The 15570-nt window shown below is 50.3% G+C and carries 23 protein-coding genes; 18 read left to right on the forward strand and 5 right to left on the reverse strand.

Going from position 1 to position 15570, the window contains the following annotated elements; genetic code table 11:
• Positions 1 to 2 precede the first annotated feature (2 nt).
• From gspG to A8O29_RS02515, 5 genes are read right to left on the reverse strand one after another with little or no spacing between them, the layout of a single operon-like run.
• Complete coding sequence (gspG, locus tag A8O29_RS02495; RefSeq protein WP_125355006.1) at positions 3 to 446, reverse strand: type II secretion system major pseudopilin GspG; 444 nt, start codon at positions 444 to 446, stop codon at positions 3 to 5.
• A 10-nt stretch (positions 447 to 456) separates the two neighbouring features.
• The gene (gene gspF, locus A8O29_RS02500) at positions 457 to 1668 is read right to left on the reverse strand and encodes a type II secretion system inner membrane protein GspF (protein WP_125355005.1); all 1212 of its coding nucleotides are present in this window, start codon (positions 1666 to 1668) and stop codon (positions 457 to 459) included.
• Positions 1665 to 3179 carry a type II secretion system ATPase GspE gene (gspE, locus tag A8O29_RS02505; RefSeq protein ID WP_275942413.1) on the reverse strand — a complete coding sequence of 505 codons (1515 nt, stop codon included), beginning with the start codon at positions 3177 to 3179 and terminating at the stop codon, positions 1665 to 1667. Before gspE ends, gspF begins: the two co-directional genes overlap by 4 nt.
• Before the next feature lie 5 nt (positions 3180 to 3184).
• Positions 3185 to 5197 carry a type II secretion system secretin GspD gene (gspD, locus tag A8O29_RS02510; protein WP_125355004.1) on the reverse strand — a complete coding sequence of 671 codons (2013 nt, stop codon included), beginning with the start codon at positions 5195 to 5197 and terminating at the stop codon, positions 3185 to 3187.
• Between the two features lie 18 nt (positions 5198 to 5215).
• The gene (locus A8O29_RS02515) at positions 5216 to 6016 is read right to left on the reverse strand and encodes a type II secretion system protein N (RefSeq protein ID WP_125355003.1); all 801 of its coding nucleotides are present in this window, start codon (positions 6014 to 6016) and stop codon (positions 5216 to 5218) included.
• 181 nt (positions 6017 to 6197) lie between these two features.
• On the opposite strand from A8O29_RS02515, the gene A8O29_RS02520 reads away from it, so the two are divergent.
• The 18 genes from A8O29_RS02520 (at position 6198) to rpsH (ending at position 15562) form a co-directional block, all read left to right on the forward strand.
• Positions 6198 to 7739 carry a peptidoglycan-binding domain-containing protein gene (locus A8O29_RS02520; protein ID WP_125355002.1) on the forward strand — a complete coding sequence of 514 codons (1542 nt, stop codon included), beginning with the start codon at positions 6198 to 6200 and terminating at the stop codon, positions 7737 to 7739.
• Positions 7736 to 8197 carry a hypothetical protein gene (locus tag A8O29_RS02525; RefSeq protein WP_125355001.1) on the forward strand — a complete coding sequence of 154 codons (462 nt, stop codon included), beginning with the start codon at positions 7736 to 7738 and terminating at the stop codon, positions 8195 to 8197. Before A8O29_RS02520 ends, A8O29_RS02525 begins: the two co-directional genes overlap by 4 nt.
• A 250-nt stretch (positions 8198 to 8447) precedes the next feature.
• Positions 8448 to 8759, forward strand: a complete 312-nt coding sequence (gene rpsJ / locus A8O29_RS02530; RefSeq protein ID WP_001181005.1) for a 30S ribosomal protein S10 — start codon at positions 8448 to 8450, stop codon at positions 8757 to 8759.
• 32 nt (positions 8760 to 8791) lie between these two features.
• Complete coding sequence (gene rplC / locus A8O29_RS02535; protein WP_110512459.1) at positions 8792 to 9421, forward strand: 50S ribosomal protein L3; 630 nt, start codon at positions 8792 to 8794, stop codon at positions 9419 to 9421.
• 10 nt (positions 9422 to 9431) lie between these two features.
• Complete coding sequence (gene rplD, locus A8O29_RS02540) at positions 9432 to 10037, forward strand: 50S ribosomal protein L4 (protein WP_110512460.1); 606 nt, start codon at positions 9432 to 9434, stop codon at positions 10035 to 10037.
• Positions 10034 to 10336 carry a 50S ribosomal protein L23 gene (gene rplW / locus A8O29_RS02545; RefSeq protein ID WP_110512461.1) on the forward strand — a complete coding sequence of 101 codons (303 nt, stop codon included), beginning with the start codon at positions 10034 to 10036 and terminating at the stop codon, positions 10334 to 10336. The genes rplD and rplW overlap by 4 nt, the downstream gene beginning before the upstream one ends.
• A 17-nt stretch (positions 10337 to 10353) precedes the next feature.
• Entirely contained in the window at positions 10354 to 11175 is an 822-nt protein-coding gene (gene rplB / locus A8O29_RS02550; protein ID WP_110512462.1) for a 50S ribosomal protein L2, read from the forward strand.
• Between the two features lie 16 nt (positions 11176 to 11191).
• On the forward strand, positions 11192 to 11470 hold the full coding sequence (gene rpsS / locus A8O29_RS02555) for a 30S ribosomal protein S19 (RefSeq protein ID WP_001138115.1): 279 nt from the start codon (positions 11192 to 11194) through the stop codon (positions 11468 to 11470).
• A 14-nt stretch (positions 11471 to 11484) separates the two neighbouring features.
• Positions 11485 to 11817, forward strand: coding sequence for a 50S ribosomal protein L22 (rplV, locus tag A8O29_RS02560; RefSeq protein WP_000448832.1), 333 nt, complete (start codon positions 11485 to 11487; stop codon positions 11815 to 11817).
• A gap of 17 nt (positions 11818 to 11834) precedes the next feature.
• Positions 11835 to 12533, forward strand: a complete 699-nt coding sequence (rpsC, locus tag A8O29_RS02565; protein WP_006817277.1) for a 30S ribosomal protein S3 — start codon at positions 11835 to 11837, stop codon at positions 12531 to 12533.
• A gap of 12 nt (positions 12534 to 12545) precedes the next feature.
• Positions 12546 to 12956: a 50S ribosomal protein L16 gene (gene rplP / locus A8O29_RS02570; protein ID WP_002919759.1), complete on the forward strand. Its 411-nt coding sequence runs from the start codon at positions 12546 to 12548 to the stop codon at positions 12954 to 12956.
• On the forward strand, positions 12956 to 13147 hold the full coding sequence (rpmC, locus tag A8O29_RS02575; protein WP_125355000.1) for a 50S ribosomal protein L29: 192 nt from the start codon (positions 12956 to 12958) through the stop codon (positions 13145 to 13147). The genes rplP and rpmC overlap by 1 nt, the downstream gene beginning before the upstream one ends.
• Positions 13147 to 13401: a 30S ribosomal protein S17 gene (gene rpsQ / locus A8O29_RS02580; protein ID WP_110512464.1), complete on the forward strand. Its 255-nt coding sequence runs from the start codon at positions 13147 to 13149 to the stop codon at positions 13399 to 13401. The genes rpmC and rpsQ overlap by 1 nt, the downstream gene beginning before the upstream one ends.
• Before the next feature lie 164 nt (positions 13402 to 13565).
• Positions 13566 to 13937, forward strand: a complete 372-nt coding sequence (gene rplN / locus A8O29_RS02585) for a 50S ribosomal protein L14 (protein ID WP_000613954.1) — start codon at positions 13566 to 13568, stop codon at positions 13935 to 13937.
• Positions 13938 to 13947: 10 nt separating this feature from the next.
• Positions 13948 to 14262: a 50S ribosomal protein L24 gene (gene rplX, locus A8O29_RS02590; protein WP_110512465.1), complete on the forward strand. Its 315-nt coding sequence runs from the start codon at positions 13948 to 13950 to the stop codon at positions 14260 to 14262.
• A gap of 14 nt (positions 14263 to 14276) precedes the next feature.
• Complete coding sequence (gene rplE, locus A8O29_RS02595) at positions 14277 to 14816, forward strand: 50S ribosomal protein L5 (protein ID WP_110512466.1); 540 nt, start codon at positions 14277 to 14279, stop codon at positions 14814 to 14816.
• Between the two features lie 14 nt (positions 14817 to 14830).
• Positions 14831 to 15136: a 30S ribosomal protein S14 gene (gene rpsN, locus A8O29_RS02600; protein ID WP_074780832.1), complete on the forward strand. Its 306-nt coding sequence runs from the start codon at positions 14831 to 14833 to the stop codon at positions 15134 to 15136.
• A 33-nt stretch (positions 15137 to 15169) separates the two neighbouring features.
• Positions 15170 to 15562: a 30S ribosomal protein S8 gene (gene rpsH / locus A8O29_RS02605; RefSeq protein WP_097165001.1), complete on the forward strand. Its 393-nt coding sequence runs from the start codon at positions 15170 to 15172 to the stop codon at positions 15560 to 15562.
• Positions 15563 to 15570 lie beyond the last annotated feature (8 nt).

A 15570-nucleotide genomic window follows, 5' to 3' on the forward strand; every position in this document is an offset into this window, starting at 1 on the left:
GGTTACTTTTTCGCTTTATCCAGGTCCCAGTTATTGATGTCATCTGCCGTACCGGCTTCATTGTCATCACCGGCGGAAATCAGATCGAAGGCCCCATGCTCACCGGGGCTCACCAGCAAATAGTCATTTCCCCATGGGTCTTGTGGTAAGCGTTTGATATAACCCGATTCGTTGTAATTGGCCGGCACCGGATTAGTCGTCGGTTTGCTGACCAGGGAAACCAGGCCCTGACTGGTGGAGGGATATTTATGGTTATCCAGCTTGTACATATCGAGCGCATTCTCAAGTGCGACAATATCACTGACCGCTTTCTGTCGATCGGCACGCTCTTTGTTGCCCATCAGGTTGGGCACCACCAGGCTCGCTAACACGCCAAGAATGACAATGACCACCATGAGTTCCATCAGGGTAAAACCTTGCTGACGATTGTGTTTATTGAATTCCATTTTATGATTCCTAACTTATCAAGGAGTTGAGTTGCAAAATAGGTTGTAAGACCGCCATGATGATGAACAGAACGATGAATGACATCGAGACGACCAGGGCGGGCTCAAAGAGGGCTAATCCCAGGGTGATGCGGTTCTGCAGTAGGGTTTCTTGCTGATCGGCAGCGCGTTCCATAAGTTCTCCCAACAGTCCGCTTTTCTCACCCGATGCGACCATATACAGCGTCATCGGCGGGAAAATCTCGCATTTCTCCAGTGCCGTATGAAATCCCGAACCCTGGCGAACGCGGTCTGCGGCGGCCGTCAGTCGCTGGCGGATTTCGCTGTTCGCTATCCCTTCCCCGGACAACGTCATGCCTTCCAGCAGCGGTACGCCGCTGGCTTGCAGGATGCTCAGCGTACGCAGATAGCGCGCGCAGTTAATCGCCCGAATCAGTCCGCGAAACAGCGGAAAATCGAGCAGTTTCCTGTCCAGTCGATGGCGATTGAGCGGGAGGCGACGCCAGTAGGTAAACCCGGCAATACCTATCAATATGAGCACCATCGCCGCGAAACCGTATGCCTGCAACGCATCGCTGATGGCTAGCAAAATGCGTGTTGTTAACGGCAATTGCTGTTTCATATGGACAAATTGTTCGACGACCTTCGGCACTACTGCTGTGAGCAAAATCGCCACGACGATGATCGCGACGCTGGTCAACATTGCGGGATACACCAGGGCCTGGATGAGGGCGCTGCGGGTTTTCTGGCGTATTTCGTTGTAATCAGCCAGTTTTTCCAGGACAAGGCCGAGCTGACCACTCTTCTCCCCGGCTTTAACCAGGGTGCGGTAAATGCTGTCGAAAACGTGTGGCCACGCGGCGAGGGCATCCGACAGTGGGTGCCCGGAAAGAATATGTTCGCGCAGGCTGGCTAAGATTTTACCCAGGCTGTTGTTTTTGTTTTGCCTGGCGATCACGTGCAAGGCCTCTTCCAGCGGAAGTGAGGCGTTGGCCAGGGTGGCGAGCTGGCGAGTAAAGAGCGAAAGCTCATGACCCTTGAGTTTAAGGTGCGGACGGAAGAGGGCAGATTGGCTGAGCGAGAGTCCTTTTTTCTCATCAATGGCGACAGGAAACAGACCCTGTTCTCGCAGTGCTTCCCGGGCGGCTTTAAGGCTGCTGGCTTCGAGGGTGCCGTGCTTTTTTGTCCCTTTTGCATCGAGGGCGCGCCACTGATAGATCATGAGGCTGTGACCTCGGGATCGTGCTGGGCCGCGGTGACCCGCATCACTTCTTCCAGGGTGGTTTCGCCAGCAATGGCTTTTAAGATGCCATTCTCCTGCAGGCTTGAAGATGTTTTGCGCAGACATTCTCCAATAGCATGTTCGTCCGCATCGCGATGAATGATGGTGCGTAGCGCACTATCCACCACCATGATTTCATGAATCGCCAGGCGGCCGAGATAACCACTGCCCCGACATTGCGGGCAGCCATTTGCCTGCCAGAGTGTTTTAACATCAGGGGCAGCCCTGGACAGTAACGATTGCTGATCGACGGGCACCTCGACCTGCGTCCGGCATGCGGTACATAGCTTACGGACCAGCCGTTGCGCGATAACTCCCGATAATGAAGAGGAGAGCAGAAACGGTTCGACCCCCATGTCACGCAGTCGCGTTACCGCCCCGCTGGCGCTGTTGGTATGCAGCGTGGAGAGCACCAGATGTCCGGTTAATGACGCCTGTACAGCAATCTGCGCGGTTTCGTTATCGCGAATTTCGCCGACCATCACGATGTCCGGATCCTGGCGCAAAATGGCGCGTAATCCACGTGCGAACGACATATCTACTCTGCTGTTAACCTGCGTCTGACCAATACCTTCGAGTTCATATTCGATAGGATCTTCAACGGTCAGGATATTGCGTTGCGGCGCGTTTAATTCTGAAAGCAGCGCATACAGCGTGGTGCTCTTACCTGAGCCTGTCGGGCCGGTGACGAGGATGATGCCGTGCGGTTGCTGAATCAAAAAATTCAGACGCGTAGCTTCAGTTTTACTCAGCCCCATCTTGTCGATGGACAACCGCAGGCTGGATTTATCCAGCAAACGCAGTACCGCGCGTTCACCGTATTGGGAGGGAAGCGTTGAAACACGTACATCAATGTTTCTGCGCCCAAGTCGGAGTGAAATTCGTCCATCCTGCGGCAAACGCTTCTCGGCAATGTCCAGACGAGCCATGACTTTGATGCGCGAGAGCAGCAGCGGCGCTAACTTTTTACCCGGCTGCAGGACCGGACGCAGAACGCCATCAACGCGAAAGCGGATCACCAGTGTTTTTTCAAAGGTCTCAATGTGAATATCGGAAGCACCTTCTTTGACCGCTTCATGCAGAATGGCATTAATCAGGCGAATAACTGGGGCGCTATTTTCTTCACTGAGGAGATCGGCGTTATCCGGTAATTCTTCCGTCAACGCTGCAAGGTCAATGTCCTGATCAAGATCCTGGGCAATCTGCTGAGACTCACCGCTGCTCTGGTGGTAAATCTGCTCCAGCCGCTCTTCAAAGGGCTGGCGTTCAAGCGCTGTAAAGTGCTCGCATTCGCCGTTCAGGTGATGCAAATCCAGTACTTGTTCCAGTGCGGAATCGACGCAATACACTAGCTCGTTACCGACCCTGACCGCGCCATATTTTAGCGCCTGCGCATAGCTGTGCGGCACGATACGCTCCGCCTGCTCCTGTGGCTCCATCGCTAATTCCATCCTGATTATTCCCTAAAAGGATTGCGTGGAGCGGCAGGAGATTGCGTTGCTTGAGGCGCAGAATTTGTTGGTACAGCAGGTATTTTAGGCGCATCAAAATCGATTTCTTTCAACACTGGACGTTCTTCGTCATCGATGCCAACTAAGCCACTTCTTGCGTCATCAATACGCTGTTTCTGCAACGAGCGGAATCGGGTGTATTTCTCTTTTGATAAGGAGCGATAGACCTCATCGTCGCGAATGATCGTCGGCCGGATGAAGACCATCAGATTGCGTTTAGAGATATCGGTCGAGGTGTAACGGAACAGTTGGCCAACGAACGGGATATCGCCCAGTAAGGGGACTTTCGAAACCTGTTCTTTGGAAGAGTCATCAAGTAACCCACCCAGTACCACCGTTTCACCCGTTTTCACCAGCACGGCGTTTTGGATGGTGCGGGTGTTAAACGTCGGGCCGAGATCACTGGAGGTGCCAGAGGACGTATCGACGCTAGAGACTTCCTGCTCGATTTCCATCAGCACGGCATCACCTTCGTTAATTTGTGGTGTCACTTTTAACTTGGTACCGATGGTTTTACGTTCAACGGTGTTAAAGACGTTATCACCGGACGTAGTTTGAGAGCCGGAGAGCACCGGCACATCTTGCCCAACATTGAAGGACGCTTCTTTATTATCCAGAGTGACAATGCTTGGCGTGGCGAGAATATCGTTTTTATTGTTCGAGGAAAGCGCGGTCAGCAATACGCTCCAGTCGCCTTCAAAGAAGCCAGTCGCCAGACCGTTAAAGCTGCTGAGTGCGCTGGAAATCGAGTTATCGCTGCCCATGGAGCCGCTCTTTTTAAACTGGCGCGCGCCCTGGGCTGCATCAAAAATGGGTAATCCGGATTTAGTAAACTGTTGTCCACCCACCTCACTGTTCGCCCATTGCACCCCGAGATTGAGGCCATTTCCATCCTGCACTTCGACAATAATGGCTTCTACCAGCACCTGTGCGCGTCGGATGTCGAGCCGGGCGATGACATTTTCAAGTTCCTGCATGGTGCTTTGATCTGCAGTAATCACCACCGAGTTGGTTTGTTCATCGGCGTTGATTGAAACATCCTCGCGCCCGCTGCTGGCGTGAGACGATGATTTCTGATTGGTAGCAATCTTTTCAGATACCCCGGTCAGCACCTCAACGATTTTGGCAGCTTTGGCATATTTAAGATAAAACACACGAGTGTTGCCTTGGGTACTTTGCTCAACATCCAGTCTGCTAACAAGTGACTTAAGCTTGTTGCGTATCTTTTCCGAACCGCTAATGACAAGTGAGTTTGTACGTTTGTCAGCCACAATTTTGGGTAAGAGGATCTGGGTAGGGTTCTCTTTAGATTCTTCACGCACCAGGTTGTTGATGACTTCAGCGAGGTCGACAGCGGAGGCGTAATGCAGTTTGAGGACTTCACGAGCCTGGGTGCCATTGACGTCGACGCGTTTTATTACCTCGAGAATGCGATTAACGACGTTCGCTTTGCCGGTAATGAGCAACACGTTAGACGGATCATAGTGAACGACATTACCGATGCCACCGCTGTCCATCATCTGCCGCAGCAAAGGGGCCAGCTCACGTACTGGTACGTTCTGTAAGGAGACGACGCGGGTAATGAATTCATCGCCAACAGACGGCGTCGAAGTGTCTTTAATCTCACCCGGGGCTGTTTTCAGTGAGGCTGAGCGCACCACTTTGACCAGCCCATTATCTAGATTGACGACTGAAAACCCATAAATATCAAGTACGCTAAGAAAGAACTGATAGTATTCTTCGTCATTAAAATTATCATAACTCCGTACCGATATATTGCCTTGTACGGACGGCTCAACCAGAATTGTTTTACCTGTGTTCTTACTTACAGCCGCAATAAACTCGCGAATATCCGCATTTTTGAAATTGGCAGAATACTGTGCAGCGTAAGTCTGGCTTGATGGGGTGAAAAATTGTAGCGCCAAAATAAATACGACATATTTACGAAAGAGTTTCATACTATTTACTTCCTTGACCTATTCAACATCCATTGTTGAGGCATTGATTAACTTTTCATTACTGTTACGTAACACAGTGAACTGCGCAGAACTAAGGGTGCCGAGTTCATTCAACGCGACTTTCATTTCTGCGGGGGCGCTCAAAATGTGATTATTGATTTTTAAGGCAATATCCCCTGGCTTGAAACCCATTTTGCTAAAACGGTTAATTGCACCGCGGGGATATAACCTGACACCGGTTAATTTGTCGTTCTCATACACTGGGTTACCAATGATGAAATCACTCAGGAATCGTGCGTTCCCCACCGACTGTGGCAGCTTGCCTGGGAGGGATGGGGCTTCATCAAACAAGGTCATTATCTGTGAGCTACCGTTATTGTTTATATTGACCGTGTTTGCGTCTATTTTTTCAATGAAAACCCCCGGCAAACCCTCAATGTGTTCGCCTTGATTGTAATTTCCAGTAACGCCGCGACTGACAATGATGGCCTGAGAAGATTGGCGTTCGTCACTGGCAATGATTCCTGTTAGCGTCAGGGCAAGCGAGGTCGGTGCGTCTGCTGTAGGGGCATTCCTGACGGTTCCTGGGCTTTCCGCATGACTACCTTCATCCATGTTGAGATCAACACGCATCTTATCGACTACCGGCTGCAATAAAACAGATGAAGCATCGGTGACGCGAATGGATTCGTAAATAGTATTCATGCTGCATATCAATAATGAAAAAATAGGGAGGATCACTCCCGCACACAGCAATTGTTGGCTGTGTTTATGTAGCCAAATAACCAGGCTATTGATGTCAATAATCATTTTTTTCATGGGTGGGGATTTATCGAAAATCGAACGATATTGTATGTTCTTTTCTAATTACATTCAATCTGGCCTGCGATTGACATTTGCCAGGATGTCCTACAGTATAAATATGAATGAAGTGTTTTTGGTGTTTTCCTAATTAATTCCTAAGCATTTTGAATGGCGGAATATTAAAGGTATTGTAAAAATGTCAGGGAGTTACGAGTTCTCTCAGTCCGGATTGATCTCTGAATGGGTGCTAAATGCGTCCTGGTCCGGTGAGGTTGCTGTTTTGTTTGGTAATAAGGGTGTAGGTAAATCAAATCTTATTTATAAATTAAGCAAAGCTAAACCAGATGCGTTATTATTTTTTACTGCTATTCGGGTGGGCAGTGAAATTCAGTTAATGTCTGCGGGAGCACATGAAAAAGAGCATGTGACCTATGCCCATAATCATTTTTGGCTGGATGCTCTACCACTGATTCACACCAGGACCAGGGATGTCATCATAGCTATTGATAATGCAGATCTGCTGGCAGGTCATCTTGGGCATTTCATTCAATCGTTTACCCAGCTCCTCCCCGTGATGGGAGACAAAGCCAAACTTCTACTCGTCGGTAGTGCGAAACTGAAAAAGGCCAAACAGCTGAGTCAATGCCTTCCTTTATATGTCTGTCTGAATCCCCCTTCTGAAACGGAGTGCGGCGACTTCCTGGATTCAATGCACGCTAAAGGTCCGGAAGGGGAGAGGAGCATTTTTCGTCCGGGGTTTGTGCGCCATATCAGTATGGCCACCCGAGGCAATTTGCGGGTGATAAAAAGAATTGTCGAGGTAGCAAAGCAACTCGCAGTGGCGGAACAGTCAACGCACCTCAGCCCCCGCCAGGAGAAACTGGTGATGGCTGCCGCTGGCCTGCCGTATAAATCCAGACCTGGCGCATTTTTAATGATTGCTTATGCGGTGCTGGCATTGGCAATTGGCTGGGGAGGGGCAGATATCATAAAGCTGCCTTTACCGACCCCTCAATGGCTGGATGTGGCCAAACCGGTGGTGCAAGAATCCGCGCCGACAAACATCACCGAGATGACATCAAATGTACGTGATGCCATGCAGCAGCTTTTTGCTACATGGGGATACGACGTATCAGCGGAAGAAGCATGGTGCGAGCAAGCTGACCGCGCCGACCTGGTTTGCGACAGTGGTAATGAAACGGTGATTAATCAGTTGGCGAATAGTGGTTTGCCGTGGATTGCCCGACTCGATGTTGAGAACCATGCGCTTTATGCGGTGGTTATGCGTGTTTCCGATAATGACCTTGATCTTATCATCAATAAAAAAACATGGACGGTCAGTCGTCACTGGTTTGATAGCCATTCTGAAGGTCATTACATCATGATGTGGCCCCCGGCACCTGATGGAAAAAATAGGGTCACGAACAAAAGTAATGCAGAAAGTATTATCTGGCTGGATGCCATGCTCAGCCGCGCGTTGGGTGTGCCGGCGAATGACAGTGGAGACTGGACTCCAACGCTGACCGAAAAGGTTAAACTCTTTCAACGTAATGAGAAGCTGCAGCAGGATGGCGTGCCGGGTAAAGACACGCTCATCAGATTACGTCAGGCACTCGGTGAAGCGCCGAGGTTAATTAATGAAACGACCTCCGGTACGGACTTATCAGCATGGCTGACGTCCCGGTTGCCTCCGGACGTGGATAAGCAGAACAATGCGCGAAAGGAGAAAGCGAAATGATGCGGATTTACGCTGCCTTTGTGGCTCAGCTTGCCAGTGATATGCCTCAGCATGTCGCGAGAGCAGAAAAAAATATAATGCGAAACATATGGTTATGGCTCTGCTTGCTGTTATGGATAGCCTGCGCATTGCTTACCGGCTATTACGCACATTACTACTGGCAACAGCGCCATCCGAACGTCAAAAGCGAAGTAACGGCTAAGCCGGAACAGGAATACCATCTATCCGAGATGCATTATGTTTTTAAAAAACAGCCGCTACCGGCGAGACTTGCGCCTGACGTTCCAGATGATCAACCTGTTGATGAGGACGCTGATACGCCGGCATACGACAATGCCGATGATACGGCAACCGACGACGCAGCTACCGAGGCCGACGATATGCCATCAGAAGAACAGTTACGTAAAGATGCCCTCCGCGAGCAAGTGCAAAAGGCATTGGCTGAAATAGGGGACTAAAGCCGATGAAATCTCCGACCAATGACTGCGCAATTTTGAACCATAAGAACTTGCATTTGCGCTATACGCAAGTATAATGCGCGGGCTGTCATTAGTGACGGCGAGTTCGATATGAACTCCGGCAATGTAGTATGTTGTCGACAATGTTCCCAATTGTGGAACTACGTAAGAACGGCTGCGCTCCCCCATCAATCGTAATGGGTGTGAGGAGTAGCCATTTCGTTTATAAAATAATTGGAGCTCTGGTCTCATGCAGAACCAAAGAATCCGTATCCGCCTTAAAGCGTTTGATCATCGTCTGATTGATCAATCAACCGCGGAAATCGTCGAGACTGCCAAGCGCACTGGTGCGCAGGTACGCGGTCCGATCCCGCTGCCGACCCGCAAAGAGCGCTTTACCGTTCTGATCTCTCCGCACGTTAACAAAGACGCGCGTGATCAGTACGAGATTCGCACTCACAAGCGTCTGGTTGACATCGTTGAGCCAACCGAGAAAACCGTTGATGCTCTGATGCGTCTGGACCTGGCTGCCGGTGTAGACGTGCAGATCAGCCTGGGTTAATCAGGTCATCGAGCGATTGAGAGGTTGATACAATGATTGGTTTAGTCGGTAAAAAAGTGGGTATGACCCGCATCTTCACTGAAGATGGCGTATCTATCCCAGTAACCGTAATCGAAGTTGAAGCAAACCGTGTTACTCAGGTTAAAGACCTGGCTAACGACGGCTACCGTGCTGTTCAAGTTACCACCGGTGCTAAAAAAGCTAGCCGCGTAACTAAGCCGGAAGCAGGTCACTTCGCTAAAGCTGGCGTAGATGCTGGCCGTGGTCTGTGGGAATTCCGCCTCGCTGAAGGCGAAGAGTTCACCGTAGGTCAGGACATTAGCGTTGAACTGTTTGCTGAAGTTAAAAAAGTTGACGTAACCGGTACCTCTAAAGGTAAAGGTTTCGCCGGTACCGTTAAGCGCTGGAACTTCCGTACCCAGGACGCTACTCACGGTAACTCCTTGTCCCACCGCGTTCCGGGTTCTATCGGTCAGAACCAGACTCCGGGCAAAGTGTTCAAAGGCAAGAAGATGGCAGGTCAGCTGGGTAATGAACGCGTTACCGTTCAGAGCTTGGACGTAGTACGTGTTGACGCTGAGCGCAACCTGCTGCTGGTTAAAGGTGCTGTTCCCGGTGCAACCGGTAGCGACCTGATCGTTAAACCAGCTGTGAAGGCGTGAGGAGATAGCAATGGAATTAGTATTGAAAGACGCGCAGAGCGCGCTGACTGTTTCCGAAACTACCTTCGGTCGTGACTTCAACGAAGCGCTGGTTCACCAGGTTGTAGTTGCTTATGCAGCTGGTGCTCGTCAGGGTACTCGTGCTCAGAAGACCCGTGCTGAAGTAACTGGTTCCGGTAAAAAGCCGTGGCGCCAGAAAGGTACCGGCCGTGCGCGTGCAGGTTCTGCAAAGAGCCCAATCTGGCGTTCCGGTGGTGTAACCTTCGCTGCACGCCCGCAGGACCACAGTCAAAAAGTTAACAAAAAGATGTACCGCGGCGCGCTGAAAAGCATTCTGTCCGAACTGGTACGTCAGGATCGTCTGATCGTTGTCGAGACGTTCTCTGTAGAAGCGCCTAAAACTAAGCTGCTTGCACAGAAACTGAAAGACATGGCTCTGGAAGATGTATTAATCATCACCGGTGAGCTGGACGAGAACCTGTTCCTGGCCGCACGTAACCTGCACAAGGTTGACGTACGTGACGCGACTGGTATCGACCCGGTTAGCTTGATCGCCTTCGACAAAGTCGTAATGACTGCCGATGCTGTTAAGCAAGTTGAGGAGATGCTGGCATGATTCGTGAAGAACGTTTGCTGAAAGTGCTTCGTGCACCGCACGTTTCTGAAAAAGCGTCTGCTGCGATGGAAAAAACCAATACCATCGTTCTCAAAGTTGCTATAGACGCGACTAAAGCAGAAGTTAAAGCTGCTGTGCAGAAACTGTTTGAAGTCAAAGTTGATACCGTACGTACCCTGGTCGTTAAAGGCAAGGTGAAGCGTCACGGACAGCGTGTCGGTCGTCGTAGCGACTGGAAAAAAGCTTACGTCACCCTGGAAGAAGGCCAGAATCTGGACTTCGTTGGCGGCGCTGAGTAAGTCGGAGGAGTAATACAATGGCAGTTGTTAAATGTAAACCGACATCTCCGGGTCGTCGCCACGTAGTTAAAGTGGTCAACCCTGAGCTGCATAAGGGCAAACCATTTGCTCCGCTGGTTGAAAAAAACAGCAAATCCGGTGGTCGTAACAACAATGGCCGTATCACCACTCGTCACATTGGTGGTGGTCACAAGCAGGCTTATCGTATTGTTGACTTCAAACGCAACAAAGATGGTATCCCGGCAATTGTTGAGCGTCTTGAGTACGATCCGAACCGTTCCGCGAACATCGCGCTGGTTCTGTACAAAGATGGCGAACGCCGTTACATCCTGGCCCCTAAAGGCCTGAAAGCTGGCGACCAGATTCAGTCTGGCGTTGATGCTGCAATCAAAGCAGGCAACACCCTGCCGATGCGCAATATCCCGGTTGGTTCTACCGTTCATAACGTAGAAATGAAACCAGGTAAAGGCGGTCAGCTGGCACGTTCCGCTGGTACTTACGTTCAGATCGTTGCTCGCGATGGTGCTTATGTCACCCTGCGTCTGCGTTCTGGTGAAATGCGTAAAGTCGAAGCAGACTGCCGTGCAACCCTGGGCGAAGTTGGCAATGCTGAGCATATGCTGCGCGTTCTGGGTAAAGCAGGTGCTGCACGCTGGCGTGGTATTCGCCCTACCGTTCGCGGTACTGCGATGAACCCAGTCGACCACCCACATGGTGGTGGTGAAGGTCGTAACTTTGGTAAGCACCCGGTAACTCCGTGGGGCGTTCAGACCAAAGGTAAGAAGACCCGCAGCAACAAGCGTACTGATAAATTTATCGTACGTCGCCGTAGCAAATAATATTAGAGGATAAGCCATGCCACGTTCTCTCAAGAAAGGTCCTTTTATTGACCTGCACTTGCTGAAGAAGGTAGAGAAAGCGGTGGAAAGCGGTGACAAGAAGCCCCTGCGCACTTGGTCCCGTCGTTCAACGATCTTTCCTAACATGATCGGTTTGACCATCGCTGTCCATAATGGTCGTCAGCACGTTCCGGTATTTGTTTCCGACGAAATGGTCGGTCACAAACTGGGTGAATTCGCACCGACTCGTACTTATCGCGGCCATGCTGCTGATAAAAAAGCGAAGAAGAAATAAGGTAGGAGGAAGAGATGGAAACTTTAGCTCAACATCGCCATGCTCGTTCTTCTGCTCAGAAGGTTCGCCTTGTTGCTGACCTGATTCGCGGTAAGAAAGTGTCGCAGGCCCTGGATATTCTGACCTACACCAATAAGAAAGCGGCTGTACTGGTCAAGAAGGTTCTGGAATCTGCCATTGCTAACGCTGAACACAACGATGGCGCTGACATTGACGATCTGAAAGTTACGAAGATTTTCGTAGACGAAGGCCCTAGCATGAAGCGCATTATGCCTCGTGCAAAAGGTCGTGCAGATCGCATCCTGAAGCGCACCAGCCACATTACTGTGGTTGTGTCCGATCGCTGAGACTCTGGAGACTAGCAATGGGTCAGAAAGTACATCCTAATGGTATTCGCCTGGGTATTGTAAAACCTTGGAACTCTACCTGGTTTGCGAACACCAAAGAATTCGCTGACAACCTGGACAGCGATTTTAAAGTACGTCAGTACCTGACTAAGGAACTGGCAAAAGCGTCCGTATCTCGTATCGTAATCGAGCGTCCAGCTAAGAGCATCCGTGTGACTATTCACACTGCTCGTCCTGGCATCGTAATCGGTAAGAAAGGCGAAGACGTAGAAAAACTGCGCAAGGTCGTAGCGGATATCGCTGGCGTTCCTGCACAGATCAATATCGCCGAAGTTCGTAAGCCAGAACTGGACGCAAAATTGGTTGCTGACAGCATCACTTCTCAGCTGGAACGTCGCGTTATGTTCCGTCGTGCTATGAAGCGTGCTGTACAGAACGCAATGCGTCTTGGCGCTAAAGGGATTAAAGTTGAAGTTAGCGGCCGTCTGGGCGGCGCGGAAATCGCACGTACCGAATGGTACCGCGAAGGTCGCGTACCTCTGCACACTCTGCGTGCTGACATTGACTACAACACCTCTGAAGCGCACACCACTTACGGTGTAATCGGCGTTAAGGTATGGATCTTCAAAGGCGAGATCCTGGGTGGTATGGCTGCTGTTGAACAACCGGAACCGGCTGCTCAACCTAAAAAGCAGCAGCGTAAAGGCCGTAAATAAGGAGCGTCGCTGATGTTACAACCAAAGCGTACAAAATTCCGTAAAGTGCACAAAGGCCGCAACCGTGGTCTGGCGCAGGGTACGGATGTTAGCTTCGGCACTTTCGGTCTGAAAGCTGTTGGCCGTGGTCGTCTGACTGCACGTCAGATCGAAGCAGCACGTCGTGCTATGACCCGTGCAGTTAAGCGTCAAGGTAAGATCTGGATCCGTGTATTCCCGGACAAACCGATCACCGAGAAGCCGCTGGAAGTTCGTATGGGTAAAGGTAAAGGTAACGTGGAGTATTGGGTTGCCTTGATTCAGCCGGGTAAAGTCCTGTATGAAATGGACGGTGTTCCGGAAGAGCTGGCCCGTGAAGCCTTCGGCCTGGCAGCAGCGAAACTGCCTATCAAAACCACCTTTGTAACTAAGACGGTGATGTAATGAAAGCAAATGAGCTGCGTGAAAAGAGCGTTGAAGAGCTGAACACCGAGCTGCTTAACCTGCTGCGCGAGCAATTCAACCTGCGTATGCAGGCTGCTAGCGGCCAGCTGCAACAGACTCACCTGCAGAAGCAGGTTCGTCGTAATATTGCACGTGTTAAGACTTTACTGACTCAGAAGGCGGGTGCGTAATGACCGATAAAATCCGTACTCTGCAAGGTCGCGTTGTCAGCGATAAAATGGAGAAATCCATTGTTGTTGCCATCGAACGCGTTGTGAAGCACCCGATCTACGGGAAATTCATCAAACGTACGACCAAACTGCACGTACATGACGAGAACAACGAATGTGGTATCGGCGACGTGGTAATTATCCGCGAATGCCGTCCACTGTCCAAGACTAAGTCCTGGACACTGGTTCGCGTTGTAGAGAAAGCGGTTCTGTAATACAGTACGCATTCTCAAACGGGTAAACGGCTCAGAAATGAGCCGTTTATTTTTTCTACCCATAATCTGGAACCGGTGTTATAATGCCGCGCCCCCGATATGGGGTTTTTTAACGGCTCTGATTTTAGGGTCTCAGTAGTAGTTGACATTAGCGGAGCACTAAAATGATCCAAGAACAGACTATGCTGAACGTCGCCGACAACTCCGGTGCGCGTCGCGTAATGTGTATCAAGGTTCTGGGTGGCTCGCACCGTCGCTACGCAGGCGTCGGCGATATCATCAAGATTACCATCAAGGAAGCAATTCCGCGTGGTAAGGTGAAAAAAGGCGATGTGCTGAAAGCGGTAGTGGTGCGCACCAAGAAGGGTGTTCGTCGCCCGGACGGTTCTGTCATTCGCTTCGATGGTAATGCATGCGTTATTTTAAACAATAACAGCGAGCAGCCAATCGGCACGCGTATTTTTGGGCCGGTAACTCGTGAACTGCGTAATGAAAAGTTCATGAAAATTATCTCTCTGGCACCAGAAGTACTCTAAGGAGCGAATCATGGCAGCGAAGATCCGTCGTGATGACGAAGTTATCGTGTTAACCGGTAAAGATAAAGGTAAACGCGGTAAAGTAAAAAATGTCCTGTCTTCCGGCAAGGTCATTGTTGAAGGTATCAACCTGGTTAAGAAACATCAGAAGCCGGTTCCGGCCCTGAACCAACCAGGTGGCATTGTTGAGAAAGAAGCTGCGCTTCAGATCTCTAACATTGCACTCTTCAATGCGGCAACCGGCAAGGCTGACCGTGTAGGCTTTAGATTCGAAGACGGCAAAAAAGTCCGTTTCTTCAAGTCTAATAGCGAAACTATCAAGTAATTTGGAGTAGTACGATGGCGAAACTGCATGATTACTACAAAGACGAAGTAGTTAAGAAACTCATGACTGAGTTTAGCTACAATTCTGTCATGCAAGTCCCTCGGGTCGAGAAGATCACCCTGAACATGGGTGTTGGTGAAGCGATCGCTGATAAGAAACTGCTGGATAATGCAGCAGCTGATTTGACAGCTATCTCCGGTCAAAAGCCGTTGATCACCAAAGCACGCAAATCAGTTGCAGGCTTCAAAATCCGTCAGGGCTATCCGATCGGCTGTAAAGTAACTCTGCGTGGCGAACGCATGTGGGAGTTCCTTGAGCGCCTGATCACTATTGCTGTTCCACGTATTCGTGACTTCCGTGGCTTGTCCGCTAAGTCTTTCGATGGTCGTGGTAACTACAGCATGGGTGTCCGTGAGCAGATCATCTTCCCAGAAATCGACTATGACAAAGTCGACCGCGTGCGTGGTTTGGATATTACCATTACCACTACTGCGAATTCTGATGAAGAAGGCCGTGCTCTGCTGGCTGCCTTTGACTTCCCGTTCCGCAAGTAAGGTAGGGTTACTTAATGGCTAAGCAATCAATGAAAGCACGCGAAGTTAAACGCGTAGCTTTAGCTGAAAAATACTTCGCGAAACGCGCTGAACTGAAAGCGATCATCTCTGATGTAAACGCTTCTGACGAAGATCGTTGGAACGCAGTTCTCAAGCTGCAAAGTCTGCCGCGTGATTCCAGCCCGTCCCGTCAGCGTAACCGCTGCCGCCAGACTGGTCGTCCACATGGTTATGTGGGCAAGTTCGGGTTGAGCCGTATCAAGCTTCGTGAAGCCGCAATGCGCGGTGAAGTACCTGGCTTGAAAAAGGCTAGCTGGTAATTGTCACCAATTGAATCACGGGAGTAAAGACAGATGAGCATGCAAGATCCGATCGCGGATATGCTGACCCGTATCCGTAACGGTCAGGCCGCGAACAAAGCTGCGGTCACCATGCCTTCCTCCAAGCTGAAAGTGGCAATTGCCAACGTGCTGAAGGAAGAAGGTTTTATTGAAGAATTTAAAGTTGAAGGCGACACCAAGCCGGAACTGGAAGTGACTCTTAAGTACTTCCAGGGTAAAGCTGTTGTAGAAAGCATTCAGCGTGTCAGCCGCCCAGGTCTGCGCATCTATAAGAAAAAAGATGAGCTGCCGAAAGTTATGGCGGGTCTGGGTATCGCAGTTATTTCTACCTCTAAAGGTGTTATGACTGATCGTGCAGCGCGCCAAGCTGGTCTTGGTGGCGAAATTATCTGCTACGTAGCCTAATCGGAGGA

It is taken from the genome of Scandinavium goeteborgense (genome assembly GCF_003935895.2).
Taxonomy (GTDB): Bacteria; Pseudomonadota; Gammaproteobacteria; order Enterobacterales; family Enterobacteriaceae; genus Scandinavium; species Scandinavium goeteborgense.

Bases quoted from the DNA above. Each gene is read 5' to 3' on its own strand.
- gspG (WP_125355006.1), bottom strand. From the start codon at position 446: ATGGAATTCAATAAACACAATCGTCAGCAAGGTTTTACCCTGATGGAA.
- gspF (WP_125355005.1), bottom strand. From the start codon at position 1,668: ATGATCTATCAGTGGCGCGCCCTCGATGCAAAAGGGACAAAAAAGCAC.
- gspE (WP_275942413.1), bottom strand. From the start codon at position 3,179: ATGGAATTAGCGATGGAGCCACAGGAGCAGGCGGAGCGTATCGTGCCG.
- gspD (WP_125355004.1), bottom strand. From the start codon at position 5,197: ATGAAACTCTTTCGTAAATATGTCGTATTTATTTTGGCGCTACAATTT.
- A8O29_RS02515 (WP_125355003.1), bottom strand. From the start codon at position 6,016: ATGAAAAAAATGATTATTGACATCAATAGCCTGGTTATTTGGCTACAT.
- A8O29_RS02520 (WP_125355002.1), top strand. From the start codon at position 6,198: ATGTCAGGGAGTTACGAGTTCTCTCAGTCCGGATTGATCTCTGAATGG.
- A8O29_RS02525 (WP_125355001.1), top strand. From the start codon at position 7,736: ATGATGCGGATTTACGCTGCCTTTGTGGCTCAGCTTGCCAGTGATATG.
- rpsJ (WP_001181005.1), top strand. From the start codon at position 8,448: ATGCAGAACCAAAGAATCCGTATCCGCCTTAAAGCGTTTGATCATCGT.
- rplC (WP_110512459.1), top strand. From the start codon at position 8,792: ATGATTGGTTTAGTCGGTAAAAAAGTGGGTATGACCCGCATCTTCACT.
- rplD (WP_110512460.1), top strand. From the start codon at position 9,432: ATGGAATTAGTATTGAAAGACGCGCAGAGCGCGCTGACTGTTTCCGAA.
- rplW (WP_110512461.1), top strand. From the start codon at position 10,034: ATGATTCGTGAAGAACGTTTGCTGAAAGTGCTTCGTGCACCGCACGTT.
- rplB (WP_110512462.1), top strand. From the start codon at position 10,354: ATGGCAGTTGTTAAATGTAAACCGACATCTCCGGGTCGTCGCCACGTA.
- rpsS (WP_001138115.1), top strand. From the start codon at position 11,192: ATGCCACGTTCTCTCAAGAAAGGTCCTTTTATTGACCTGCACTTGCTG.
- rplV (WP_000448832.1), top strand. From the start codon at position 11,485: ATGGAAACTTTAGCTCAACATCGCCATGCTCGTTCTTCTGCTCAGAAG.
- rpsC (WP_006817277.1), top strand. From the start codon at position 11,835: ATGGGTCAGAAAGTACATCCTAATGGTATTCGCCTGGGTATTGTAAAA.
- rplP (WP_002919759.1), top strand. From the start codon at position 12,546: ATGTTACAACCAAAGCGTACAAAATTCCGTAAAGTGCACAAAGGCCGC.
- rpmC (WP_125355000.1), top strand. From the start codon at position 12,956: ATGAAAGCAAATGAGCTGCGTGAAAAGAGCGTTGAAGAGCTGAACACC.
- rpsQ (WP_110512464.1), top strand. From the start codon at position 13,147: ATGACCGATAAAATCCGTACTCTGCAAGGTCGCGTTGTCAGCGATAAA.
- rplN (WP_000613954.1), top strand. From the start codon at position 13,566: ATGATCCAAGAACAGACTATGCTGAACGTCGCCGACAACTCCGGTGCG.
- rplX (WP_110512465.1), top strand. From the start codon at position 13,948: ATGGCAGCGAAGATCCGTCGTGATGACGAAGTTATCGTGTTAACCGGT.
- rplE (WP_110512466.1), top strand. From the start codon at position 14,277: ATGGCGAAACTGCATGATTACTACAAAGACGAAGTAGTTAAGAAACTC.
- rpsN (WP_074780832.1), top strand. From the start codon at position 14,831: ATGGCTAAGCAATCAATGAAAGCACGCGAAGTTAAACGCGTAGCTTTA.
- rpsH (WP_097165001.1), top strand. From the start codon at position 15,170: ATGAGCATGCAAGATCCGATCGCGGATATGCTGACCCGTATCCGTAAC.